The organism is Sphingomonas sp. TX0543 (genome assembly GCF_048565505.1).
GTDB lineage: Bacteria > Pseudomonadota > Alphaproteobacteria > Sphingomonadales > Sphingomonadaceae > Sphingomonas.
This window is the reverse complement of sequence record NZ_JBLZUS010000002.1, coordinates 341,218-364,103: the sequence shown is the minus strand read 5'-3', so window position 1 is coordinate 364,103 and position 22,886 is coordinate 341,218. Positions and strand designations below refer to the sequence as shown.

General features: G+C 63.7%; 20 protein-coding genes and 1 pseudogene. 10 read left to right on the top strand and 11 right to left on the bottom strand.

All coding sequences use genetic code 11. The features are described 5' to 3' along the window. Positions 1–130 precede the first annotated feature (130 nt). Positions 131–376 carry a DUF6582 domain-containing protein gene (locus tag ACM61V_RS02325; RefSeq protein ID WP_137785483.1) on the top strand — a complete coding sequence of 82 codons (246 nt, stop codon included), beginning with the start codon at positions 131–133 and terminating at the stop codon, positions 374–376. A gap of 2 nt (positions 377–378) precedes the next feature. Further along, complete coding sequence (locus tag ACM61V_RS02320; protein ID WP_171007447.1) at positions 379–552, top strand: hypothetical protein; 174 nt, start codon at positions 379–381, stop codon at positions 550–552. Positions 553–681: 129 nt separating this feature from the next. Here ACM61V_RS02320 and ACM61V_RS02315 read toward each other — a convergent pair. From ACM61V_RS02315 to ACM61V_RS02305, 3 genes and pseudogenes are all read right to left on the bottom strand, one after another. Further along, a pseudogene (locus tag ACM61V_RS02315) lies at positions 682–930 on the bottom strand (alcohol dehydrogenase catalytic domain-containing protein); the annotation flags it as partial. Between the two features lie 137 nt (positions 931–1,067). After that, the gene (locus tag ACM61V_RS02310) at positions 1,068–1,865 is read right to left on the bottom strand and encodes an alpha/beta hydrolase (protein ID WP_137785482.1); all 798 of its coding nucleotides are present in this window, start codon (positions 1,863–1,865) and stop codon (positions 1,068–1,070) included. 293 nt (positions 1,866–2,158) lie between these two features. Then, positions 2,159–2,626, bottom strand: coding sequence for a hypothetical protein (locus ACM61V_RS02305; RefSeq protein ID WP_137785481.1), 468 nt, complete (start codon positions 2,624–2,626; stop codon positions 2,159–2,161). 235 nt (positions 2,627–2,861) lie between these two features. Between ACM61V_RS02305 and ACM61V_RS02300 the strand changes: the two genes are divergently transcribed. The 7 genes from ACM61V_RS02300 to ACM61V_RS02270 all read left to right on the top strand — a co-directional run bounded on the left by ACM61V_RS02300 (position 2,862) and on the right by ACM61V_RS02270 (position 8,346). After that, positions 2,862–3,116 carry a YciI family protein gene (locus ACM61V_RS02300; protein WP_137785480.1) on the top strand — a complete coding sequence of 85 codons (255 nt, stop codon included), beginning with the start codon at positions 2,862–2,864 and terminating at the stop codon, positions 3,114–3,116. Positions 3,117–3,121: 5 nt separating this feature from the next. Further along, a complete protein-coding gene (locus ACM61V_RS02295; protein WP_137785479.1) occupies positions 3,122–3,523 on the top strand; it encodes a hypothetical protein in 402 nt (133 codons plus the stop codon). Positions 3,524–3,575: 52 nt separating this feature from the next. After that, positions 3,576–4,208: a YoaK family protein gene (locus tag ACM61V_RS02290; protein WP_137785478.1), complete on the top strand. Its 633-nt coding sequence runs from the start codon at positions 3,576–3,578 to the stop codon at positions 4,206–4,208. 128 nt (positions 4,209–4,336) lie between these two features. After that, positions 4,337–4,573 (top strand): hypothetical protein, encoded by a 237-nt coding sequence (locus ACM61V_RS02285; protein ID WP_137785477.1) that lies wholly within the window; start codon positions 4,337–4,339, stop codon positions 4,571–4,573. Positions 4,574–4,823: 250 nt separating this feature from the next. Continuing rightward, positions 4,824–5,534, top strand: a complete 711-nt coding sequence (locus ACM61V_RS02280; RefSeq protein WP_171007473.1) for a Crp/Fnr family transcriptional regulator — start codon at positions 4,824–4,826, stop codon at positions 5,532–5,534. 65 nt (positions 5,535–5,599) lie between these two features. Further along, positions 5,600–5,806, top strand: coding sequence for a hypothetical protein (locus tag ACM61V_RS02275; protein ID WP_137785475.1), 207 nt, complete (start codon positions 5,600–5,602; stop codon positions 5,804–5,806). Positions 5,807–6,982: 1,176 nt separating this feature from the next. Continuing rightward, positions 6,983–8,346, top strand: a protein-coding gene (locus ACM61V_RS02270) for an IS3 family transposase (RefSeq protein WP_119592876.1) whose coding sequence is annotated in 2 segments (ribosomal slippage) — positions 6,983–7,331 and positions 7,331–8,346 — 1,365 coding nt in all. Because the reading frame shifts where the segments join, the coding sequence is not laid out codon by codon here. A gap of 35 nt (positions 8,347–8,381) precedes the next feature. Here ACM61V_RS02270 and ACM61V_RS02265 read toward each other — a convergent pair. Both ACM61V_RS02265 and ACM61V_RS02260 read right to left on the bottom strand, forming a co-directional pair. Continuing rightward, on the bottom strand, positions 8,382–9,551 hold the full coding sequence (locus tag ACM61V_RS02265; protein WP_419713775.1) for an acetate/propionate family kinase: 1,170 nt from the start codon (positions 9,549–9,551) through the stop codon (positions 8,382–8,384). Then, complete coding sequence (locus ACM61V_RS02260) at positions 9,548–11,911, bottom strand: phosphoketolase (RefSeq protein ID WP_137785459.1); 2,364 nt, start codon at positions 11,909–11,911, stop codon at positions 9,548–9,550. Before ACM61V_RS02260 ends, ACM61V_RS02265 begins: the two co-directional genes overlap by 4 nt. A gap of 310 nt (positions 11,912–12,221) precedes the next feature. On the opposite strand from ACM61V_RS02260, the gene mgtA reads away from it, so the two are divergent. After that, entirely contained in the window at positions 12,222–14,780 is a 2,559-nt protein-coding gene (mgtA, locus tag ACM61V_RS02255) for a magnesium-translocating P-type ATPase (protein WP_137785458.1), read from the top strand. Positions 14,781–15,235: 455 nt separating this feature from the next. Here mgtA and ACM61V_RS02250 read toward each other — a convergent pair whose 3' ends face one another. The 6 genes from ACM61V_RS02250 to ACM61V_RS02225 all read right to left on the bottom strand — a co-directional run bounded on the left by ACM61V_RS02250 (position 15,236) and on the right by ACM61V_RS02225 (position 22,810). Then, on the bottom strand, positions 15,236–16,267 hold the full coding sequence (locus tag ACM61V_RS02250; protein WP_419713774.1) for an IS110 family transposase: 1,032 nt from the start codon (positions 16,265–16,267) through the stop codon (positions 15,236–15,238). 93 nt (positions 16,268–16,360) lie between these two features. Further along, positions 16,361–17,118 (bottom strand): IS5 family transposase gene (locus ACM61V_RS02245; RefSeq protein WP_137785457.1). Its coding sequence is split into 2 segments (ribosomal slippage): positions 16,361–16,797 and positions 16,797–17,118, totalling 759 coding nucleotides; the frame shifts between segments, so codons are not numbered across the junction. A gap of 198 nt (positions 17,119–17,316) precedes the next feature. Continuing rightward, entirely contained in the window at positions 17,317–17,946 is a 630-nt protein-coding gene (locus ACM61V_RS02240; protein WP_137785456.1) for a MobA/MobL family protein, read from the bottom strand. A gap of 88 nt (positions 17,947–18,034) precedes the next feature. Then, positions 18,035–18,913 (bottom strand): 3'-5' exonuclease, encoded by an 879-nt coding sequence (locus ACM61V_RS02235; RefSeq protein ID WP_137785455.1) that lies wholly within the window; start codon positions 18,911–18,913, stop codon positions 18,035–18,037. Between the two features lie 70 nt (positions 18,914–18,983). Continuing rightward, positions 18,984–19,742: a hypothetical protein gene (locus tag ACM61V_RS02230; RefSeq protein ID WP_419713773.1), complete on the bottom strand. Its 759-nt coding sequence runs from the start codon at positions 19,740–19,742 to the stop codon at positions 18,984–18,986. Positions 19,743–19,924: 182 nt separating this feature from the next. Next, positions 19,925–22,810 (bottom strand): MobA/MobL family protein, encoded by a 2,886-nt coding sequence (locus ACM61V_RS02225; protein WP_171007471.1) that lies wholly within the window; start codon positions 22,808–22,810, stop codon positions 19,925–19,927. Positions 22,811–22,886 lie beyond the last annotated feature (76 nt).

Here is a 22,886-nt window from a genome sequence, read left to right as displayed (position 1 = left end):
TACTTTTTTGAACTGTCCTCGGCCGGCCCTTAGCGGTGATGCGGGTGGCCACGTCGCGGACCGCCAAGAGAGGATATTGACCCAAGTGCGCCGGCCGAGCGTTTGGCATCTGCAACATATGGAGATGACGATGGCGGAGCTCAGCACGAAGGATCGCGAGAAGCTGGGCAAGCGGGCGTTCGCCTTTCCCGACCAGGAGAAGGAGCCGCTCGAGAACGCCAGCCACGTTCGAAACGCGATCGCGCGCTTCAACCAGGTGAAGGGCGTGAGCGACGACGACCGCGAGGCGGCGTGGAAGCGCATCAAGGCTGCGGCGAAGAAGTTCGACGTCGAGGTGAGCGAGAAGAGCTGGCGCGAGATCGGCAAGAAGGACTGACGATGACCGAGGCGACTTGGAACGACGACGCCAAGACCCCGACGATCGACTGGCGCATGAGCGCATCGCTGGAAAACGTGCACCGCGGCGACGAGGATCTCGCCGAGGTCACCAGCCTTGAGCGCGCGGTGAGGGTTGGCAGGAGCTCGAAGGTGCGCTCGCGCATGTGCTGGTAGAAGGCTCGTTGGCCCAGGCGTTCGGCGAGTTGGCCCCATTCCTGCCAGCGGTCCCTGCGGATCGCCGTCCACTGGAGCAGAGCCTTGAACGACCGCGATTCGGCGGCGTCGCGATGCCATAGCGGTTCGACCTCGCCGCGTTGCTCGAGCATCGGCGAACGTCCCGATCGTATCCCGCGACGCGCGCACGAACACCTCGTCCCCGGGCTTGAACAGCGTGACGGCGGAGCCGACCGCGCTGACGACGCCACTCGCGTCGAAACCGATGCGCCGCAGCATCCTGTAGTGGTTGATCCTCTTCGGGTCGCCCCTGATGATCGCCAGATCGATCGGGTTCAGCGCCGCCGCGCGGATGTCGCACACAATCTGCCGTGGCATGGGAACGGGCGGTGCCTCTTCGGCCAGTCGGATGACATCGTCGATCTCCCCATATCCAGTGATCACGTAGGTGTGCATTCGACTCGCTGACCGCCCCTCAACTCAGACTGCTTCTTGGTCCAGTCAGACCGCCGAGCTCAATCGGCCAACGCTGCCTTCTTCGCGCTGCTTGCGGAGCTGTTCGCTTCAAGGAACGCAAGGGCGCAGTCCGCGACCTCCTCCCAGCCGGCTTCGTTGCAGATGAAGTGGCTTCGCCCGGCGAAGGGCGCGAACTCGGTCACGCTGCCCTGATCGGTGTAGGCCTTGAAGTTCTTCTCTGTGAGATGCGCCGGGATGATCTGGTCCTCCTCGCCGCCAATGAGGAGGAGCGGGCCATGCGGTGCGTCGACGTCGACCCGACCGTCCGCTCCCATGCATCCGCGCAGCACGTTCCGGCTGTCGTGCGTAGCGGTCGCCTCGAACGCCTGCGTGGCGGCCTGCTCGCTAAGCGTGTTTGCAAACGCGCTGTGGAAGGTCTTCGCGTCCATCTTGATCGGCGAGTTGCCCATCAGCGGATTGGCAATGATGGTGCTGTTCTTGATGAAGCCCCAGTCGAGGTCGACCATGCCGTTCGGCGCGACGGAGTCGATCGCCACCCCCGCCGACGCGAGGCCGCGATTGAGCAGGATCTGCGTGATCAGTCCGCCGACCGAGTGGCCGATGACTATCGGCCTATCGTGCGCGCGGACCACCTGCTCGATGCTCCCCAGCACGTCTACGAGCGTCAGGTCGCCTAGGCCCTCCGGTGGATTCTCGCGGAGCTCGCGCGGATCGCCCTCGTGGAGCGGCCAGACCGGCGCGACGCAATTGTAGCCAGCGGCGCTGAATCTGGAGACCCAGCCGGCCCAGCTCGTGTCGTTCTGGAACATCCCGTGGATGAATATCACGTCGGTCATGGCTCAAGCTCCTGCGTGGATCAGATGAAGGGGTCGGGAGCCAACAATCGTGAGACGTGCGCGGTTCCTGCCGCACACCCGCTGCAGGCGCCGAAAGTGGCGCCTTCGAAGGACGGGTATCAGCTGCCTGTCTGAACGATGGCGGGCAGCGCAGTAATGCCGAGACCATCGGATGGGGAGAGGCTTGGGCGCGCGCTACTAGGCACACGCAGATCGAAACTAGACGGCGGCCTGAGCCCGTCCTTCATCCGATCGCTGGATTTCGCCGAACTCTTCTCGCGGACCATGAGACCTCAGCGCAGACCGCCCGTCAGCACCCATGCAGCGGCAAAGCCGAGTAGGATGGCCGTCGCCCAGAAGTCGCTGACCATAGCGACGAGTTCGTTCCTTCCCCGATGGTCGGCGCGAGCGTGTTCGGCTCCGGCGACGGCGTAGAAGATGCCAGCGCTGATCGCGGTGGGGAGCACAAAGCTGGGCGCGGCGATCGACGCTAAGCCGAGGACGCCCGAGGCGACGTTTGCGCCGCCCAGCTCGCGGACCAGCACGAAAACCTCAGCGCTCTCGATGCCCATGATGTCGCGGCTGGTAAAGGCGGGCTGCAGATACTGCCGCAGCCCTGCGAGCATCAGACGGGCGCCCACCGCCCAGAATACGAACCACTTCCCCACGAGCCAGAGGAGCGGTGCCGACCCGGCGTCGACCACGATCGACGCGGCCGGAAGCAGCAGCATGGTGGAGGCGACGACGATGAGATAGATCACTGGACCTCGCGATCGATCGGACTTGCAACAGGCGATATCATCAGGCGTGCCTCCAGTCGATCCGTCGCCGGCCGCTCGAGGTCGGCGTAGCGAGGGCGCGTCCTTCAATGCCCTATGGCATGGACGCGCCGCGCCGCTTTAGTCTAACTGCCCGCAGGATGAAGGGAGAGGTCGCCGTGCCCGTCTACGCGGTATCGTATCAGCATCCGACGAGGAGGGCTGGGCCCGGCACGTCATGCCGCACGTCCAATGGCTGAGGGAGAGGCTCGGGGACGGCTCGCTGCTCGCGTCGGGACCGCTGGCCCACCTCGACGTGAGGGCGGCGCTCCTGATCATGACGGCTCCCGATAGGGAAAGCCTCGAACGCCTGATCGCCACCGATCCCTTCGCGTTGGAGGGTCTGATCGAGGACATGGTAATCAACGAGTGGGACCCACTTTTCGGCGCCTTCAACGCGAGTTCGAGCATTCCGGCTCGGACACAGGGCTGACCCGCATGGCCGAGCCATTCACGATTTCCTTCGATCCTGAACATCGCATCCTGCACCTGACGATGACGGGGTTCTGGGACGTGGCGACGGTTGCCGACTTTGAGCGGGCCATCGACGCCGCCGTGGCGGAGATTGGGCGGGGATCGAACTTCGACGTGCTGAGCGAGTCGGTCGACTTCCCCGTGCAGTCGCAGCCCGTGAGTGAGGCACTCGCGCAGATGACGACGGGCTTTCAGTCGCGCTGGACCGGGCGGACCGCGCTGGCGGTAAAGAAGACGCTCAACAAACTTCAGGTCGAGCGGACGATGGGCGGGCCAGCAGTGCGCGCCTTCCTGACCGTTGACGAGGCGCGGGCCTGGTTGTTGTCGGACGGCCCGGGACCTGCGACCACCGTCCCGCCTCCATAGCTACCCGCCGACGCTGGTGTCGCGGCCGGGTCGATCGTGATATGGTCGGTGGATGATCCGCTACGACGTTCGGCACCGCATGCTGGCGATGGGCTTCGCGGCTCAAGCGGGCTTCGTCGATGCCGTGGGCTTCATGAAGTCCGGCGGCCTTTTCGTGTCGTTCATGAGCGGAAACTCAACCCGGTTGGCGGTCGGACTTTCGCAGGGCGACAGGGTGGGACTGATTGCCGCCGGTCTCATCGCGCTGTTCGTCTCCGGCGTCGCCATCGGCGTCCTGTTCGCCGGCATTGCCGGTTCCGACCGCAAGTCTTCGGCCGCCGCCTTCGTCGCGCTACTCATCTTGCTGGGCGCGGTTTCGGGATCGTCGGGGTTGCCGAGCGTCGCCATCGGGCTGCTGTGTCTGGCGATGGGCGCCTCAAACGCGGTGTTCCAGCGCGACGGGGACGTCGGCGTCGGCGTGACCTACATGACGGGCACGCTAGTGAAGCTGGGCTACCGCCTGGCCGACGCGGTCCGTGGGCGCCCGTCGATGCAGTGGGTGCCGTATTTGGCGCTCTGGCTCGCCCTCGTCGTCGGTGGGGTCGCCGGAGCGCTCTGCGAGTCGCGGGTTCCTGCAGGCAGCCTGTGGATCGCAGCGGCGTCGAGCGCCGGCCTCGCCTTGGCGTGTCGTTTCGTTCGACCTTAACAGGACGGGAAACGCGCGGCGTCCCGGCAATGGTGCGCCTCCCCATTTTGGCCGGAAAGGTCTTTTCGCTCAAGGGGTCCATAGGATAAGGTGCCGAGCCGGCCGTTTCGGCGCGGGAGTGGAGGGCCGTGGAGAACGCGAACGTGGTGTGTAGGGAAAATGCGGCAAGGCAGCGCGAGGTCGCGCTTTCGCTGATGCAAATGGCGCTGGCACTGCTTGACCGCAGTGGGGATTCGCTGCCCGCCATCCATCTTCAGTATGCCGTCGATACGCTGGAAGGAGGTCGGGTCCGGTCTCCGACTGACGACGAGATCGAAAAGTTCTTCGCGGGACACGATGCGGGATGGGTCGCGGACCGCCACTGACGGATGCACGACGTTCAATTCGCCGCCTCCTGCCATATCCGCGCGAACCTGAGGCGTAGTCGAAAACCGGCCCGATTCACCAGCCAGGGAGGAGTCGGGGGTCGGGTTGTCACGCTGCCGGATGCGGTGCATGCTGGGCTGCGGGCCGGGGCACGGAAGGAAGCCCAGCATGACTTTGACAGCCGTTCAGCCTTTCATGAGACCGAGTGCGAAGAGAATACAACTGCGACATGACCGGGACGGCGGAGCGATGGTCACGCGCGACGGGCAGCCGGGCGATGCGCTGATTCACAGGCTAGTCGGACTCGCCGACCTCGGACCGGCGGATTGGTGGCTCGTGAAACAAGCCCTGGATTCGTCCCGACGGCTGCCCGCATGCGCCGACCTCGGCAAATTCGCGGCCGAAGGGTCTGCCCGTGAAAAGCGGCTCGCTATTCTCGAAGGATCCGCAGCCCGGGTCAGGGTGCTGGCCAACGGCCGGCGCCAGCTGATCCGACTATACGTTCCGGGCGAGATGGTCGTCGATGTCGGCGACGATTCGGGCGACAGTCTAAGGGCCATCACCCCGGTCAGCGTCTGCGTGATGCCTGACCCGGCTACATTAGAGGCGCGCTCGGAGCTTGCGCTCGCCTACGAGCGCGCGCGGCGGCTGGATGACCTCTACATTTTCGCACAGGTCGTGCGCTTGGGGAGCTTGGACGCGGCCGACCGGCTCGGCCACCTTTTGCTCGAACTGCGGGAACGCTACTACTCTGCCGGCCTCACCAATGGGGACGGCATGCCGCTGCCGCTGACGCAGACCGATCTTGGCGATCTGCTGGGGCTGACCAGCGTCCACGTCAACCGCATGCTGCGGTCGCTCCGGACGGACGGCTTCCTTACGCAGCGGAAGGGCTGGATCGCGCTTCAAAACGACGCGAAGCTCGCGAAGAGGGTGGGCTTCGTCCCCGCGACATCGTGACGGGAGTCGGGAAGGACCCGATGAGCGCTGGCGCGTTCATCCTAGGGGACGCGGAGGCGAAGCCAATGCATCCGGATTCCCGCTGGGGTGGGACGGTGGACGGCGATGCAGAGTATCTGCGTAAACGGCTGGACGAAGAGCGGCGCCGCGCCCAGCGCGAAGGCGATCCGGCCGTCGTGAAGGCGCATCGCGTGATGGCAGATGCCTACGAGGCAAGGCTTTCCGCGATGAAGGAAGGACAGACGGCGCCACTGGTCAAGGGATCGCCGTGACAAGGTCCCCCTCACTCCATTCGACCGGTCACGGCAGCGCGTGCTTGCGGAAACGTTCTCAAATGTCTTGACCGCCTTGCCTTGGCGTTAGGGGATACGACGATCGCGCAGGACCGGGCTCGGGTCTCGCCGCCCACGATCTGCGCGAGCAGCATTCACTTGAAGTGACGTCGAGCTCGGATCGCGGCTTCGTTTCACCATCACGAGGTCGTGACGCATGCGCCAGCATGGTTACGGCACGATAGGAGCACGCAGACGAGAAAGTGCTGTCGAGGATGACAGCGGTTCGCTCGCGGTGCGCGGCGAGAGTAGCCGTCCAAGACCACCGTGAACTTGGCGACCCACCGCCGAACTTCACAGTCCGGCTGATCCCTGGCTACGAAGTGCCACTAGCTCTTCAAACGACGTAGTCTGCGTTCGTCTGCAGGAGGGGATCACACCGTGAGCCCTCGAGGTGATCTTGCGCAATCTGTCTATCGAGCGCAGTGTTCCGGACACGAAACGAAAGAGGAGATAAGGATGTTTCGGATCGCTATGGCCCTCGCTGCGACGGCAATGATCGCGTCGCCAGTGGTGGCGGCCCCGTGCAAGGACGCGAAGGGCAAGTTCATTAAGTGTCCGCCAAAGGCTTCGACGAAGGTGACCGGCAAGTGCCGCAACTCTAAAGGCCAGTTCGCGAAGTGCGGAACGCCAGGCGCGAAGCCAGCCTAGGATCGCCCTGAGATTCGATCCGCACCGGGGCTTGCCGACCTGACGCCCTGGGGTGCTCGTCGGCTTGGGGGCGGTCCGTGGCGGCGATCCGGAATTCGTCGGGCGCCGCCACGGATTGGCGCGAACCTGGTCCGCCTCGGGACGGGAGTCCTCTTACGCCGGATGGGACGCTGCTCGTGGTATGCGCAGATACCTCGCCGGTCGCCGTCGGCACACCAGTGACCGTGGCTAGGTTGCTTGATGTGCGGCGACAAGCATCACGCGGCCTCTTAGGCCGACGGAATTCTTGGCCCGATGATTGGTTCGCCAGCTTTATCAGGGCCTCCCTTCATTAGAGTAAAAGCCCCACCCGGCTATCAGATACCACGTCAGAACGTTGCTGTTCCCCGTCAGCGCCAATGGCACAGATTTGAGGTTGTGAATTAAGGAGTGTTGGGGCTTCGTCGTAGTGACGAAGGAACGAAGATGAAGCCCCAACACTCCTTGAAAAAATCGCCTGCCAAGGCCCCTGCTGAGCGTGTGGTGAAGGACATCCGGCGGCAGACCCGGCGGCATTTTTCGGCCGAAGACAAGATCCGCATTGTGCTCGATGGGCTGCGTGGCGAAGACAGCATTGCCGAACTATGCCGCAAGGAAGGCATTGCCCAGAGCCTGTATTACACCTGGTCGAAGGAGTTCATGGAAGCGGGCAAGCGGCGCCTGGCGGGTGACACGGCTCGTGCCGCGACCAGCGGCGAGGTGCAGGACCTGCGCCGCGAAGCCCGTGCCCTGAAGGAATGCGTGGCCGACCTGACGCTCGAAAACCGTCTGCTCAAAAAAAGCATGATCGCGGATGGGGGCGACGACGAATGAGATATCCCGCATCCGAGAAGCTCGAGATCATCCGGATCGTCGAGCAGTCGCATCTGCCGGCGAAGCTCACCCTCGACAAGCTGGGGATCGCACGCCGGACGTTCTACCGCTGGTACGACCGGTTCCTCGAAGGCGGACCGGAGGCGTTGGAAGATCGGCCATCGGCACCGAGCCGCGTGTGGAACCGGATCCCGCCTGACATCCATGATCAGATCATCGAACTGGCACTGGAGCAGTCCGAGCTGAGCCCACGGGAGCTGGCGGTGCGCTTTACCGACGAAAGGCGTTACTTCGTGTCGGAAGCCACGGTTTACCGCCTTCTGAAGGCCCATGACCTGATCACCAGCCCGGCCTATGTGGTGATCAAGGCCGCCGATCAGTTCCACACCAAGACCACCCGGCCGAACGAGATGTGGCAGACCGACTTCACATACTTCAAGATTATCGGGTGGGGCTGGATGTACCTGTCGACCGTGCTCGACGACTTCTCACGCTACATCATCGCCTGGAAGCTGTGCACCAACATGCGCGCCGAGGACGTGACCGACACGCTGGACATGGCACTGGCCGCATCGGGCTGCGACAGCGCCACGGTGCTGCACAAGCCAAGGCTGCTGTCGGACAATGGCCCCAGCTACATCGCCGGCGAACTGGCGGAATACATCGAGGCCCAGAAGATGAGCCATGTGCGCGGTGCCCCGCTACACCCGCAGACCCAGGGCAAGATCGAGCGCTGGCATCAGACCCTGAAAAACCGCATCCTGCTGGAAAACTACTTCCTGCCCGGCGACCTCGAGGCCCGGATCGAGGCCTTCGTCGAGCACTACAACCACCAGCGTTACCACGAGAGCCTCAGCAACGTGACGCCCGCCGATGCCTACTTCGGCAGGGCACCGGCAATCATCAAACTGCGCGAAAGGATCAAGCGACAGACCATCGAACATCGGCGCTTGCAGCACCGCAAGTTCGCCGCCTAACATCAACCCCCTGACGAGGTCCGCACTCCGCTAATCTACGCCGCGAGTTGTGCCGAATGTTCTGACGACGGACAAGCGCCGACGTGACGGGCGATCTGCTCATCTTCCCGCGATGTAAGAACGCGTAGTTCGCACGCGGAATCCGATCGATCGATATGCCCGGTTTTCGTCCGATTGGCGGCATCGTCGAGGCAAACGCCGAAGCAGCGCAGCGCGTGGCAGATGCCCGCGCGCGCGACCGCGTCATGTTCGCCGATGCCGCCAGTGAATACGATTGTGTCGACGCCACCCAAGGCCACGATCATGCCCGCGATTTCCTTTGCGACGGACATGCAGAACATCGCGACCGCCAGCCGAGCGTCGGGATTTGAGGGCTCCGCCTCGTGGAGCTTGCGCAGATCGCCGCTCACGCCGGAGATGCCAAAGAGCCCCGAGCGATGATCGACCAGATCCTCCAACGCGGCCGCATCGTATTTCTTCTCGCGCATCAGATAAATCAGGACGCCTGGATCGATGTCGCCGCTACGCGTCGCCATGATGATGCCGCCTGATGGCGTCAGCCCCATACTGGTGTCGATCGAGCGTCCGTCCTGCACTGCCGTCACGCTCGCTCCGCTGCCGAGATGCGCGATGACCAGGCGCTTCGGTAGCGCATTGCCGAACTGATGGACGATGGATTCGCAGGACAGCCCGTGAAATCCGTAGCGCTGGATGCCTTCGAGTTGGAGTTCCTTCGCAATGGGCAGGATACGGGCGATGTCGGGCATTTCCGCGTGAAAGGCCGTATCGAGGCATGCCACTTGCGGCACGTCCTGCCAGGTCTGTTTGGCAAGTCGGATGATAGCAAGCGCGGCGGGGGCGTGAAGCGGCGACATCGCACTTGCCGCTTCGAGATCGCGTTCCCCCCGGTCATCGATCACGCAGTGGACGCGAAGCTTCGGACCGCCGTGCACGATCCGGTGACCGATCGCCTCGGGCGCCGAAAGGCTGGTCTTCGCTAGAAGCGACGCGATCGCCTGTAGCGTTGCTTCCGGCGTCTCCGCCTTGATCGGCGTTCCCGGCAAGGCCGAACCCTTTGCGTCCTCGGCCTGCAACTCGGTACCGTCCGTCTCGCCCGTCATCAGCGCTTCGGTCTCGGCCCCTTCGACACGGTAAAGCCCGAACTTGAGCGAGGAGGAGCCGCTGTTGAGGGTGAGGACGATCATCGCACCCAGCGCCAGTCGCGAACCTCCGGCATGTCCTCGCCATGCTCGGCGACGTAGAGCTTGTGGCGCTCCATCGTCGCCCAATAGCGCTGCGTCTCGGCCGCCACCCGATCCTTGAACCGGGGGATGCGCGATATCGCATCGAGCGCGAGCTGGTAACGGTCGAGATTATTGAGCACGACCATGTCGAACGGCGTGGTGGTGGTGCCTTCCTCCTTGTAGCCACGGACATGGATCTGGTCGTGGTTGCGCCGACGATAGGTGAGCTTGTGGATCATCGCCGGATAGCCGTGGAAGGCGAAGATCACCGGCTTGTCGGTGGTGAACAGTTCATCGAAATCCTCGTCGGACAGGCCGTGCGGATGTTCGGACTGGGGCTGCAACACCATCAGATCGACGACATTGACGAAGCGGATGCGTATGTCGGGCACATAGTCGCGCAGCAGCGTGACTGCGGCGAGCGCCTCGAGCGTCGGCACGTCGCCGGCGCACGCTAGCACGACATCCGGCTCACCCTCGTCGCTCGCCCATTGCCAGATGCCGGCGCCGACCGTGCAATGGACGATCGCCTCATCCATCGTCAGCCACTGCCATTCCGGATCCTTCCCGGCGACGATGAGGTTGATGTAGCCGTGGCTCCGCAGGCAGTGATCGGCCACCGACAGCAGGCAGTTGGCATCGGGCGGCAGATAGATGCGGGCGACATCGGCCTTCTTGTTGGCGACATGATCGATGAAGCCCGGGTCCTGGTGCGACAGCCCATTATGGTCCTGCCGCCAGACATGCGAGGTCAGCAGGTAATTGAGCGATGCGATCGGCTTGCGCCACGGGATCTTCGCGCTGACCTTGAGCCATTTGGCGTGCTGGTTGACCATCGAATCCACGATATGGATGAAGGCCTCGTAGCAGGAGAAGAAGCCGTGGCGGCCGGTCAGCAGATAGCCTTCCAGCCAGCCTTGGCAGAGGTGCTCGCTCAGTACCTCCATCACGCGTCCTGACGGGTCGAGATTTTCGTCGACCGCCTCCATATCGGCCATCCACGTCTTGCCGGTCACTTCATAGGAAGCCTCGAGCCGGTTCGATGCGGTTTCATCGGGCCCGAACAGGCGGAAGTTTGCCGCCGGCAGGTTGAGGCGCATGACATCGCGGATATAGCGGCCGAGGGTCCGGGTCGCTTCGGCTTGCACACCGCCTGGCGAGCTGACCGCAATGGCATGGTCCCGGAAGTGGGGCAGATTCAGCGGCTTCAGCAGCAGGCCGCCGTTGGCATGAGGATTGGAGCCCATGCGACGATGCCCCGTTGGCGCGAGGGCGGCCAGCTCCTCGATCAGCTTGCCGTTACCGTCGAACAGCTCCTGCGGCTTATAGCTGCGCATCCAGTCTTCGAGCTGTGCGAGGTGTTCGGGATTCTTAAAGTCGGCGATCGGCACCTGGTGGGCACGCCACGTACCTTCGACCGGCTTGCCGTCGACTTCTTTCGGCCCGGTCCATCCCTTGGGCGTGCGGAACACGATCATCGGCCAGCGCGGGCGCGCCGCTCCACCCGCAGGCGCATCGGCTGCGCGCGCCTCGGTCTGGATCGCGCGGATTCGCGCCAGCACGATATCGAGCGTTGCGGCAAGCTGCTGGTGGACCAGCGTGGGATCATCGCCCTCGACGAAGAAAGGCTCATGGCCATAGCCGCGCAGCAGGTCGGTCAGCTCCTCGCGGCTGATCCGCGCCAGCACTGTCGGATTGGCGATCTTGAAGCCGTTCAGATGCAGGATCGGCAGCACCGCGCCGTCACGTGCCGGGTTGAGGAATTTGTTGGAATGCCAGCTCGCCGCGAGCGGCCCGGTCTCCGCCTCGCCATCGCCGACGACGCAGGCGACGATCAGGTCGGGATTGTCGAACGCCGCGCCATAGGCGTGAACAATCGAATAGCCGAGCTCGCCGCCTTCATGGATCGATCCCGGTGTTTCCGGGGCGACGTGACTCGGCACGCCGCCCGGCCAGGAAAATTGCCGGAACAGCCGCCGCATGCCCGACCGGTCGCGTTCGATCGCGGGAAAAAGCTCGGTATAGGAGCCCTCGAGATAGGTGTGCGCCACCAGGCCCGGCCCGCCATGGCCTGGGCCGATGACGTAGATCATATTTAGATCGTGTTGGACGATCAGCCGGTTCAGGTGGACATAAAGGAAATTGAGCCCGGTGGTCGTCCCCCAGTGGCCGAGCAGGCGCGGCTTGATGTGCTCCAGCGTCAGCGGCTGTTCGAGCAGCGGATTGTCGCGCAGGTAGATCTGTCCGACCGACAGGTAGTTGGCCGCGTGCCAATAGGCGTTCATCCGGGCGAGGAGATCGGGCGACAGGGGTTCGGTCATGCGTATCTCCGGCGTTGGCGGTGCGACTAAGCCATTGCATCTGCTGGCCGAACCAGTTGTTGCTCGGCAGTTGAGCCGGGCGGGCGCAGTTTGCGAGGGTCTCCACGACGCTGTCAGGAGACATAGCCTATCCGCAATGGGCTTTGTCGCGCTCTTAAGCGAGCGATGTTTCCGAGATAAGACGAGCGCGACCCATATAGTTTGATCGTGCTTCCGCCAGGGATCAAGCCTATGCTCAGGCTATCGCTGCGGCACCTGCAGGCATCCGGCGACTGAGAGACAATTGTGCTCCCGCTTGTGGGGAGATCGTATGGCTACAGTTCAGCCCAAGACAGTGCAGCCGCCCCTCTCCAACGCAAACGCCAAGAAGCCATTCTGGACGCTTTCCACTGACGACCAGAGCAAGGCTCTTGGCTGTACGCAGAACGGCCTCAGCGCGTCTGAAGCGGCCGAGCGGCTGAAGCGCTTTGGCGAGAACGCGGATGCCAAGCATCGGCGGGTCAGCCCGATCCGCGCGATCCTCCGCCGTTTGCTTGAACCACTGTCGCTGATCCTGCTGGCGGCGGGCGTCGTCTCGATCGCGACGGGCGATGCGATCGGCGGCGCGATCATCGTTGCCATCCTTGCCTTCTCGGTCGGTCTCGACACATTCCAGGAAGGTCATGCCGAGCAAGCCGCCGAGGTGCTGCGGCGCTCAGTCGCGCTCAAGGCCGAGGTGAAGCGCGACGGCGATTTCGTACAGGTGCCGGTCGAGGCGGTAGTGCCCGGCGATGTGATCCGGGTACGCGCGGGCGATATCATACCGGCTGACGCGCTGGTGCTGACCGCGTCGGCCTGTACCGTCAACGAGGCCGCGCTCACCGGTGAGCCTTATCCTGTCGAGAAGGAACCGGGGGCGGTGGCCGGCACGACCGCGGCCGAAGCGGTCGGCGGGCTGTTTCGGGGTGCCGTCCTCCAGACCGGGGAAGCGGTCGCGCTGGTGGTCGGTACGGGCTCGGCAACCTTGTTCGGCGCTGCTGCCACGGCGCTCGTCCAGACCGAGGTGCCGTCACCGTTCCAGCGCGATCTTCGCGCTTACGGCCTGCTCACCGCCCGGCTGACGCTCGCGCTGGTCGTGGTGGTCCTCGCTATCAATATCTTTTTCGGTCGCCCGCTGCTGCAATCCCTGCTGTTCGCCGTGGCGCTCGCGGTCGGGCTCACGCCCGAGTTGTTGCCGATGATCACCACAGTCACCCTGTCGCGCGGCGCGGTGCGAATGGCCAAGCGCAAGGTGATCGTGAAGCGACTCGCCTCGATCCACGATCTCGGCGCGATGACGATCTTCTGCACCGACAAGACGGGTACGCTGACCTCGGCCGAGATCCGCCTCGCGCGCAGCCTGAACGCGTCGGGCGGCGATGATCCGCGAGCCTCACACCTCGGCGCGATCGCGGCCACGCTCGGCGGCGACCGCGGGGCGATGGATGCCGCGCTGATCGCTTGCGCGACCGATGCAGCGAAAGGCTGGGCCTCGCTCGAGCGCCGCGCCTTCGATTATACGCGCCGCCTGGGGTCGGTACTGGCGAGCGGCGCCGAAGGCGCGCTGCTCATCGTCAAGGGCGCGCCGGAAGCGGTGCTGGCGCTCTGCGTCTCCAGCCGGAACGGCGATGCCATCGCCGCCATGGACGACGCGGCGCGTGCCGCGGCGCTTGCCCGCGTCACCACGCTGGCGGAGGCAGGCCAGCGCGCCGTCGCGGTGGCATCCCGCGCCTGGACCGGCGACCCGCACGAGCTTGCCGATCCCGACGAAGCGGGACTCGTTTTCGAGGGACTGTGTGCCTTCGAGGATCCGCCGAAGCCGACCGCCAAGGCCGCCATCGCCCGGCTGGCTGCCGCCGGGATCCGGTTGAAGATCCTGTCCGGAGACGATCCAGTGGTGGTGAAGCGCCTTGCAGGCCTGGTCGGGCTCGGCGCCGAAAATGTCCTGTCGGGCGCCGATATCGCCAATCTCTCCGACGACGCGCTGGCGGTGCAAGTGCAGTCGGTCGATGCTTATGGTCGGCTCGCGCCGGACCAGAAGTCACGACTGGTCAAGGCGCTTCAGGCCAAGGGGGCCATAGTCGGCTATCTGGGTGACGGGATCAACGACGCGCCGGCGCTCAAAGTGGCGGACGTCGGCCTGTCGGTCGCAGGCGCCACCGGCGTGGCACAGGCAGCGGCCGACATGATCCTGCTCGATTCCGATCTGGCGGTCGTCGCCGACGGGGTCGAGGAAGGGCGGCGGACCTTCGCCAACATCCTCAAATATGTCCGGATGGGTGCAAGCTCCAATTTCGGCAACATGCTGTCGATGGCAGCAGCGTCGCTGTTCCTGCCCTTCTTGCCGATGCTGCCGACCCAGATTCTGCTCAACAACCTGCTCTACGACGTATCGGAGATCGGCATCCCCTTCGACTCCGTCCGTCCCGAAGCCGTGGCGCGACCGCAAGTGTGGGACATGAAGGCGCTGGTCCGGTTCGCCGCGATCATGGGGCCGCTCTCGTCACTGTTCGATATGTTGACGTTTGGCGGCCTCCTCTTCCTGTTCCATGCCGCCGCACCCGAGTTCCAGACCGGCTGGTTCCTCGAATCGATGGCGACGCAGATCCTGGTGATCTTCATCATCCGAACCAACGGTCGACCCTGGCGCGATCTGCCGCGGCCGTGGCTCGCCGCGTCGTCGCTTGGCGCGCTGGCGGTCGCCATGATCCTGCCGTTTACCCCGCCCGGCGCTTGGTTCGGATTCGTGACGCCCCCTTGGCGCATCACGCTTGTCCTCGGCATCATCGTCGCGGTCTATTTAATTTGCGCGGAGCTTGTGAAGCAGGGGTGGGTCGAACGGACAAGATAGCGGCGTCGTAAGTCGAGTTGCATCCGGAAAATGGGCCGATCGAGTCATCTTCGAGCGCGCACTTTCTCGGAACGGCCAGCCCGACGCCCATAGGCTAATCAGCTGGCGCGCGGCCGGCTCACTGACGGCGAAGCCTCAGCATGCTTGTGCGCCAGCGTAACAAGCCAAGCGGTCGCTAGGGTCAGGACTTCTGTGGTTGCCGCCCGTGATGCAAGAGGGTTTTGACCTTCTGAACTGGTGATCGAGTGCGGTCTTCTGTCAGGCCTTGATTACGGCGCTTTCGAAGGCCGCTGGCCGGTATGGTGATCAGCGGATCAGGGCCAAATCTCATTGGCGAGCTTTATCACTCAGAGTCCTGAACTGGTTTTCCTGATCCAGATCTGTTCGATCATTTTGCCCATTCGGGTCGTTGCCTTCTCACACCCCTTTCATCCAACCTGTCTAAGTTTGCCTTATCAGGCAGCCTTGACCGGCGTCGGATTCCTGTAATCTTCATTCTTGGTCAGCATGGCCCAGATCTGGCGTGCCATTTTGTTAGCCAATGCGATGGCGACCAGCATGCGCGGCTTGCGAGCCATCATGCGTGCCAGCCATGAGCTTTCCGGGATCGACTTGCGTCCCATCCAATTCAATCGCGACATCGCGCCAATGATCAGCATTTGCCGGATGTCGCTCTGGCCAGCCTTGGTGATCCGCCCAAGCCGTTCCTTACCGCCTGATGAAAACTGTCGCGGGACCAATCCAAGCCAGGCCGCAAAGTCGCGGCCATTGTTAAAGGTCGCCATTTCAGGCGCAAAGGTCTCCACTGCCATCGCCACTAGCGGACCGACGCCAGGCATGGTTTGCAATCGCTTCGATATCGGCGTGGTGGCTGCGAGTTCCTTGATCTTTGCGGTCTTTGTATCAATCCAACCACTGAGCGCCGCGACCTGATCGAGCATCGCGAGGCACTCCTCGCGCATCAAAGGCGGCAAATCGCTATTGGGCGCCTCCAGGATCGCGCCAATGCGGCTGACGTGCTGAATACCCTGAGGAACGATGTGCCCGAACTCATACAAGGCTGCCCGCAAGGCGTTCACTGTCTCTGTCCGCTGACGTACCAGGCGCTGGCGTGATCGATACAGGATCGCCGCGCTCTGCTGAGCCACGGTCTTGGGTTCGACAAAGCGCATCTCGGGCCGTTGAGCCGCCACCACAATCGCTTCGGCATCGGCTGCGTCGTTCTTCTGCCGCTTCACAAATGGGCGCACATAGCGTGGCGCGATCAGCCTGACCTCGTGACCAAATCCGCTCAACAAACGGGCCCAGTAATGGGCACTACCGCACGCCTCCATGACGACCACGGCAGCTGAGTGTTGAGCCATGAACACGCTAAAGGCCTGCCGCGACAGCTTGCGTTGAAACAGTATCTCGCCGTTCATCGACGCCCCGTGAATCTGGAAAACAGACTTTGCCAGGTCCACACCAATCATCGTATCGATACTCATGGTTGCCGTCCTCTCTGCGCGTAGCTTGAACCAAAACTATGCTGGCACAACTTGATGCCGTCAGGGAGGGCGGCAACCACCCCATCTCATAGGTCATAGCCAGAAGATGACGGTGGCAGCGAGCGCGATGGCGGAGAAGAAGGCGGTCGGGCATCGATCGTAGCGTGTGGCGACGCGGCGCCAGTCCTTGAGGCGGCCGAACATGATCTCGATGCGGTTACGGCGACGGTAGCGGCGCTTGTCGTATTTAATGGGCTCGTTGCGCGATTTTCGGCCCGGGATGCAGGGCTTTATGCCTTTCTCCTGCAGCGCGTCCCTGAACCAGTCGGCATCATAGCCGCGGTCGCCGAGCAGCCATTGCGCCTTCGGCAACTCGTCCAGCAGAGCCGCCGCGCCAATATAATCGCTGACCTGGCCGGCGGTCATGAAGAATCTCAAGGGACGGCCGTTGGCATCGGTAATCGCATGAAGCTTGGTGTTCATGCCGCCTTTGGTGCGACCGATCAGGCGACCAAGATCCCCCTTTTTGCCGCCAGGCTCGATGCCGTGCGGTGCGCCTTCAGATAGGTGGCATCGATCATCACCGTCCGGCGCTCGGCGCCCGCGGAGGACAGCCCTTCCACGATCCGCGTAAACACACCCATCTCGCCCCACCGCTTCCAGCGGTTGTAGAGTGTCTTGTGCGGCCCATAATCCTTCGGCGCATCGCGCCAGCGCAGCCCGTTGCGGTTCACGAAGATGATCCCGCTCAGCACCCTTCGATCGTCTACCCGCGGCCGACCGTGGCTCTTGGGAAAATACGGCGCAAGCCGCGCCATCTGCTCATCCGTCAGCCAATACAGGTCGCTCATATCCAGTCTCCTCTCGGAGCCTGATCAGATCGCAGCCCTCACATCAATGGGTCCTGACCCACGTTAGCATCTGTCGGTTGGGTGCAAGGGTAAGCCTGCGGCGGAGGTCCCGCCAACTTTGTGAACACAGGTCAGACCGGCCGCTGGCCTGCTGTCGTGCGCCGCGCTCGCTGCCGGTCCAATCGGCCGAGTCGCGATCTACGCAGCAATTGTGTAGCTGCGTGGCACGAGTCCTGAATGCGCCCACCATTTCTCGGTGAGCGACTTGCGCGCCTTATCTGTGCGTAGCCAATTCTGACGCACCCGTCCAACGTCTACGTGTGACGGATCGAATACTCGCGTCGTGATCAACATGTGGAGGTGTGGCAGGATCTCGGGCGTGTCGTTTGTGCCAACGCGGTGGTGAATTGCCCAGTCGACTGCCATACCCTGCGAGGTCAAATGGTCTTCGGCGAACCCTTCGATCAAGTTGCGCCAGCTGGCGACATCCTCGCCGATCGGCAACGAGCCGACCGCATGCGCGAGAACAGGTTCATCGGGCCTGATTGCCGCAGCATGGGCATCGGCCTGATCCCACAATCCAACGCCATCAAGCGATGTATGGCTCGCTGCCCTGGCGGGTGCGCAACGGCCATAAGCAACAAGGTCGTCTCGCACCGACCAATCGGGAGTCGGCCCGACCAAGTCGATGCCATGCTGGCGATGAATATAGAGCCACGACGCGCGGGCCGTGCGGTGAGTGCGCAGCAGTTCGGGCGTGTAGCGGCCATTCTGCTGGTGCACCGCATAGCGAATGTTGAACGGACGATCGTGATAGAGGCTGAACATAGGTCTTCTCCTTGGGTGATAGCCGCACGTCGCGGCGATTCCCGCGGGCGTGGCTGCGGGATTTTGTGAAAAGTGATGGTTTCGGTGGTCAGGCGCGGTGGCGTCGGTGCCAGGTGAGGGGCTCGATCGTCGGATTGTGGCAGGCCGCTTCGGCGGCCAGCCAGGCTTGTTCTTCGTCGGCGTTCGTAACGGCCACCTCGCTCCACCAGCGGCGGATGGTCGGATCCCAGCGATAGCCACGCGCCTTGAGCCGGTCCTTGACCTCGAACGGGGCGCCATCGGCCGTGATGCGGACGGTCGGACGCTGCGCGGACAGGATCATCTCGCTGCACGCCGTGCGCCCCGAGGGCAACATCGCGATGAGCAATGCGACCAGGGCGGCGACATCGGCATCTGCCCGGTGGCGTGCATTGAAGAACCCAGCCACCTCAGCCAGAAGCGCGCCGAGCTGACGCCCTTCATAGCCAAAGCCACGCCAATCGATGTCCTTGAGCGAGCAGCACCACGGTTTGCCGGCGACCGCCGGATACCGGCGTTCGATCCAAACGGCATCAAAACTGGCGTTATGCGCGACGATCAGATCGGCATTCGACAGCAAGTCTAACGCCGCTACGTCATCGATACGCTGACCTGCCAGATCCGCATCGGTGAGCTTGGTCAGCCGCACGATCTCGCGCGGTAACGGATAGCCCGGATCTTCCAGCCAATCGTGAGCCGGCCCGATCGCGACGATGCGCCCACGCGCATCGAATTTGACCTGGCAGATCGCGAGCTCGATGATGTGCCCGGTGGCAGGGTCGAGCGAGGTGGTCTCGGTGTCGAGGATCGCGGCGGTGCGGAGTTTTCCCTCCGGTTCGGGCAGGGGCACCAGATCTAACGGCGGCAAGGATCGCAGGACGCGATAGTCGGGGTGCGCTTCGAGGATCGCAGCAGCGCGCTCGGCGTCAGGCGACAGCCAGTCGTGCATGGTCGTTCTCCTAAACGACACAGCCCCGCCGAAACGGGGCCGTGTCGAGGGTGACTGATGAAGTTGGATGTCAGACGTAGGATTGGCCGTCCTCGAAGGTCAGCCATCGACTCTCGTCACCCGCATCGCGCCTCACGCAATAGTCGCGGTAATAGCTGGCGAATGACGCCGCCCGATGGAACGGGCGCGAGGCGAGCAGGGGCTTCAGTCCGGGCCGTTCGATCTCGATGTCGAGCAGCCGTAAACGAAGCGGCAGGAGCGTTTCGAAAAACGCATCCGGAAACCCACGCAGAAATGAAGCGCCGTGCGCCCACAAGATCACCCGCGACACGGCGGCGGCCAACGCCACGTCCTCGACCGCCAACGGCGCATCGCGATTCCAATACCGCGCCACATCGCTGTCGAGGACGAGGTTGGCCGGAATCCCCAGCCGCCGGCACAGAGCCGCCTCGTCATGCCCTGCACCGAACATCGCCACCGGATCGATCAGCGTCTGTCCCTTGGCCAGCACACCGATCGTAGGCTCGCTGAAGAACCGTCGGGAGGTCGCATCGATGGCCAGGACGTCACAATCCGCCTCGGTAATGATGATCGGCACGCCCGCGATCAGCGCGTCGTTGACGAGCACCGGCAGCGGGAATTCCATGTCGCGGGCGTCGGTCACGCAGTTGATCGCAACGTCGCGGTGTCCGTCGTCGCGCTCGACGAGCGTGACGATCGCCGCCGCCACTGGCTTGCGCGCGAGCGTGGTGCCCGGCGGCATGTCGTCGACGGGTACGCAGGCGATACCAACCGCCTGGATCACAGGCGGCAAGATTTGAGATTTCATGACAGTCTCCTTGGCAGGAGAACTGGAAGGCCAAGAGCCATATGCCCTTTTCCTTCACCCTCCAGTTCTCAAGCCCAAGCGCCAGCGTTTCTCTCTTCCTGGCCGCGCGTCGCACGCGCGGCCGACCTGTACGGCGTTCGGCGACGCCGGCGCTTTTCCACGCCGGTCGCATGCGTGATGTCTCAGCGCGACAGGTGTAACTCTTGAGGCGACCAGGACGGCGCCGTCACGTTTGTGACGATTGCGCGCATTTCGGCGCTGAGCTCTAGTGGCCAGACCGGCCGGCTCGCCGCGCGGCTCAGGCTGACCGTCGCCACGACAAGCTGCCGCACGCGAGGATCGTGCTGCCATCCCTTGAGTAATGTCCGGATCGTTTCCGGCACATCGTCTGTGGCCTCAAGGCCCGAGCGGCGCGCCACGTCGATGCGGTTGGGATACTCTCCAGCATAGCGTATTAGCATCAGCAGTGGTCTGGTCGGCTTGCCCGTCTTTTTGGAGAAGGCGACGATGCGGACACCGTCGAGGCCGCCGTCATCACTGCGGCGTCGGGGCACCTTGGGCCGGTCCTCTGGCGCCATCGTTGCGACATCAGCCTTCGCAAGCGCCCGCGCCTTCGAACGCTGCTCAGCCACGTCATTGTCACGATGGGCCTGGCGCACCGCCAGTTCGATGGCGAATACGTCGCTGCCAAAGAATTCGTCCCGCGCCCAACGATCGACCCGCTGTTTGAGTTGTAAGTCGAGGTCGTTCGGCCAGAACCGCACGCCGGTCTTGCTGAATGCCAGCGGGCGCAGTTGCGCTTCTGCGCTGAGCGCGGCGACCACCTGCTGTTGCTCGCTGCGGAAATCGCTTAGCGCGCGCTGAACGTGCCGTTGCATGAGCCAGTCGTCATCGACGTCCAAGGCACCGGTCATGCGCGGATCGATTCCGAACGAGCCGTCCCTGAAATCGCCGACATAGATATCCGCTCTGCGCAATCGGTCGATCAGATGCTCATCACGCTCGAGCGCCCGCACGGCGCGATCATCGAACTCGGTGCGCGGATGATCCTCGAGCCATTCGCGATCGGGGATTACATCGAGGGTGTTTTGCGGGCCCCTATCGGCACTCTTCGCAAACGTCCGCCGTCCACGATAGGTGCGAACCGCCGGCGGCACGGCCGCAGGGTTCGGCGTGCCCAACCCATGAGCCGCATCGCCTCGCCGGTCTTCCGAATCCCGCGTTTTCTTCGGCCCAGCCGCACCCGGCGCGACGAGCGATACGCCGCGATCGGCTTCACGCCAGGTGTTCAGAGCGGCAAGCAAATTGCGCGTCCGCATTACCGTCTCATCATCACCGTCTACCCCCATCCGCGACGCAAGCGGCGTGATGTGCGCCTCTGCTGTTATTGACGGTTCGAGGACTTTTGCTGGGCTGGTGCCTTGAGACGATGACTGTTGCGCTGGAGCGGCACCGGGTAGTGACAACAGAGGAAACGGGGGCGCTCCCTTGTCGGCGACGGACAGCCTGCGGTCGTGGGAATGCTGGCTGGAAACCTTCCTATCGGTAGCCACAAGCGTCCGAGCGGTAATGAGCGTTGTCGTTCGCGGCGTGCCCCCTGCACCTGCGGTCAGGGGTGGTCGCACGGTCACAGGCTGACCGCTTGGGGCGGCACTCACCCGCGTCATTTCGATCTCGCGGCCTGCAGCAGCCATGCTGGACGGTTGCCGCAAGTCCTTGGGCACAATGAGCGGGATCGACGGCGTGGCTGATCGCCCGGCAGCAGTCCGGAGCGGCCGCTTCCCAACGTGTTGCGCGTCTTGGATCATCGGAGGCGGCGCAGTCGGCGCGACTGTAGCGGCGCTGAGACGATTCGCGAATGACTCGGGCTGGGAGGCTGTGAGGCGCGGCGATTGCGTGGAATTGGAAGCAGGTGCCGCGATCAGCGGCATATGGACGCGAGGAGCATTCGCGTGCACGAGCTTTCGCGGCGCTCTCGCTTCAGCCTCCCGCGCCCGCATCTCCGCGATGGCGGCGTCACGCAACTGCGTAAGCGCAGCGATCTTCTTGTCGGCGTCGTGGATCGACCGGCGCAGCGCATTGCGCGCGTTCTTGATCCGGTTGCGCTCGTAAGCCCACACGGTCTTGCCGCGGCGAGCCATCGCGCTCCTGGCCTCATTGAGGTGCTCGCCAGCCTCGAGGTTGAGGCCGCGCGCACCGTAACCCAAACCCGTGTAGCGCATATTACGCTGCGCCTTTTCCGCGGCTTCCGACATCGAATGCGCCCACAAATGCCGCAGCATCTGCACCCCGTCGCGGCCGTCGAGCTCGCCGCGGACATGATCAGCGAACGACCAGCAATAGGGCTCGATGCGTGTCGTCGGACGAAAGTTGGTGAGGATGTGCGCATGGACGTTACGGCTATCGCCGCCGTCGGGCGCGCGATGGATCACCGCGCTGTACGGCAGACCCAGAGGTTCGAGCACCGTCTTGCAGAAATGGTTGAGCGCCGCGGCCTTTTCGGCATCGCTGGCGTCAGCATCCAGCGCCACGATGAGGCGGATCTGGATCTTGCCGTTCTTGCGTGTTGTCGCATCTTCGATCGCCTGCCACGCGGCGCTAATTTCATCGAGGTCGTCGCCGAGATTGGCGATGATGATCGGCTCGCCCTCGGCGTCACGTAGCACGGCCTCATCGCGTGCTTCGTAGAGCCAGCGGTCTCGCGCGGCACCACGATAGAAGCCGGGCGATTTCCGCCCGATATAGCTTTGGCTGTAGTGAACGCCGCGCATTCCGAAATCGTCGATCACCCAAGACGACGGGATCGTCGTCATCGAGATCGGCTTGCGCGACGGCGGCATCGTGACGCGCTTCACGACGTCTGATGTCTGCGGTGCCGGCCGGTCGGCCTTGACCTTGGCACGCAGTGTTGCCGCCATCCGGCGACTCTCGCGATCAATCTCGGCAAGCTCCTGCAGAAACCGCCTGGCCGCCGCGCGATCTTCGAGGTTGCGCTGCAACTCGTCGGCTTTCTCCTTGGCCGCCAACCGGCGCTGTTTGGTCGCTTCCGAGCGAGCCTGGCGAAGCACGATTTTGAGCGTAGCCGAGGTTGCAGGGGTGCAACTGCCGTCCGGCAGGACGACGAACACTTCTATCGGGGGCGGG

Bases quoted from the DNA above. Each gene is read 5' to 3' on its own strand.
- ACM61V_RS02235 (WP_137785455.1), bottom strand. From the start codon at position 18,913: ATGCACGACTGGCTGTCGCCTGACGCCGAGCGCGCTGCTGCGATCCTC.
- ACM61V_RS02290 (WP_137785478.1), top strand. From the start codon at position 3,576: ATGATCCGCTACGACGTTCGGCACCGCATGCTGGCGATGGGCTTCGCG.
- ACM61V_RS02295 (WP_137785479.1), top strand. From the start codon at position 3,122: ATGGCCGAGCCATTCACGATTTCCTTCGATCCTGAACATCGCATCCTG.
- ACM61V_RS02260 (WP_137785459.1), bottom strand. From the start codon at position 11,911: ATGACCGAACCCCTGTCGCCCGATCTCCTCGCCCGGATGAACGCCTAT.
- ACM61V_RS02265 (WP_419713775.1), bottom strand. From the start codon at position 9,551: ATGATCGTCCTCACCCTCAACAGCGGCTCCTCCTCGCTCAAGTTCGGG.
- ACM61V_RS02320 (WP_171007447.1), top strand. From the start codon at position 379: ATGACCGAGGCGACTTGGAACGACGACGCCAAGACCCCGACGATCGAC.
- mgtA (WP_137785458.1), top strand. From the start codon at position 12,222: ATGGCTACAGTTCAGCCCAAGACAGTGCAGCCGCCCCTCTCCAACGCA.
- ACM61V_RS02250 (WP_419713774.1), bottom strand. From the start codon at position 16,267: ATGAGTATCGATACGATGATTGGTGTGGACCTGGCAAAGTCTGTTTTC.
- ACM61V_RS02300 (WP_137785480.1), top strand. From the start codon at position 2,862: ATGCCGCACGTCCAATGGCTGAGGGAGAGGCTCGGGGACGGCTCGCTG.
- ACM61V_RS02230 (WP_419713773.1), bottom strand. From the start codon at position 19,742: ATGAAATCTCAAATCTTGCCGCCTGTGATCCAGGCGGTTGGTATCGCC.
- ACM61V_RS02240 (WP_137785456.1), bottom strand. From the start codon at position 17,946: ATGTTCAGCCTCTATCACGATCGTCCGTTCAACATTCGCTATGCGGTG.
- ACM61V_RS02275 (WP_137785475.1), top strand. From the start codon at position 5,600: ATGCATCCGGATTCCCGCTGGGGTGGGACGGTGGACGGCGATGCAGAG.
- ACM61V_RS02280 (WP_171007473.1), top strand. From the start codon at position 4,824: ATGGTCACGCGCGACGGGCAGCCGGGCGATGCGCTGATTCACAGGCTA.
- ACM61V_RS02310 (WP_137785482.1), bottom strand. From the start codon at position 1,865: ATGACCGACGTGATATTCATCCACGGGATGTTCCAGAACGACACGAGC.
- ACM61V_RS02325 (WP_137785483.1), top strand. From the start codon at position 131: ATGGCGGAGCTCAGCACGAAGGATCGCGAGAAGCTGGGCAAGCGGGCG.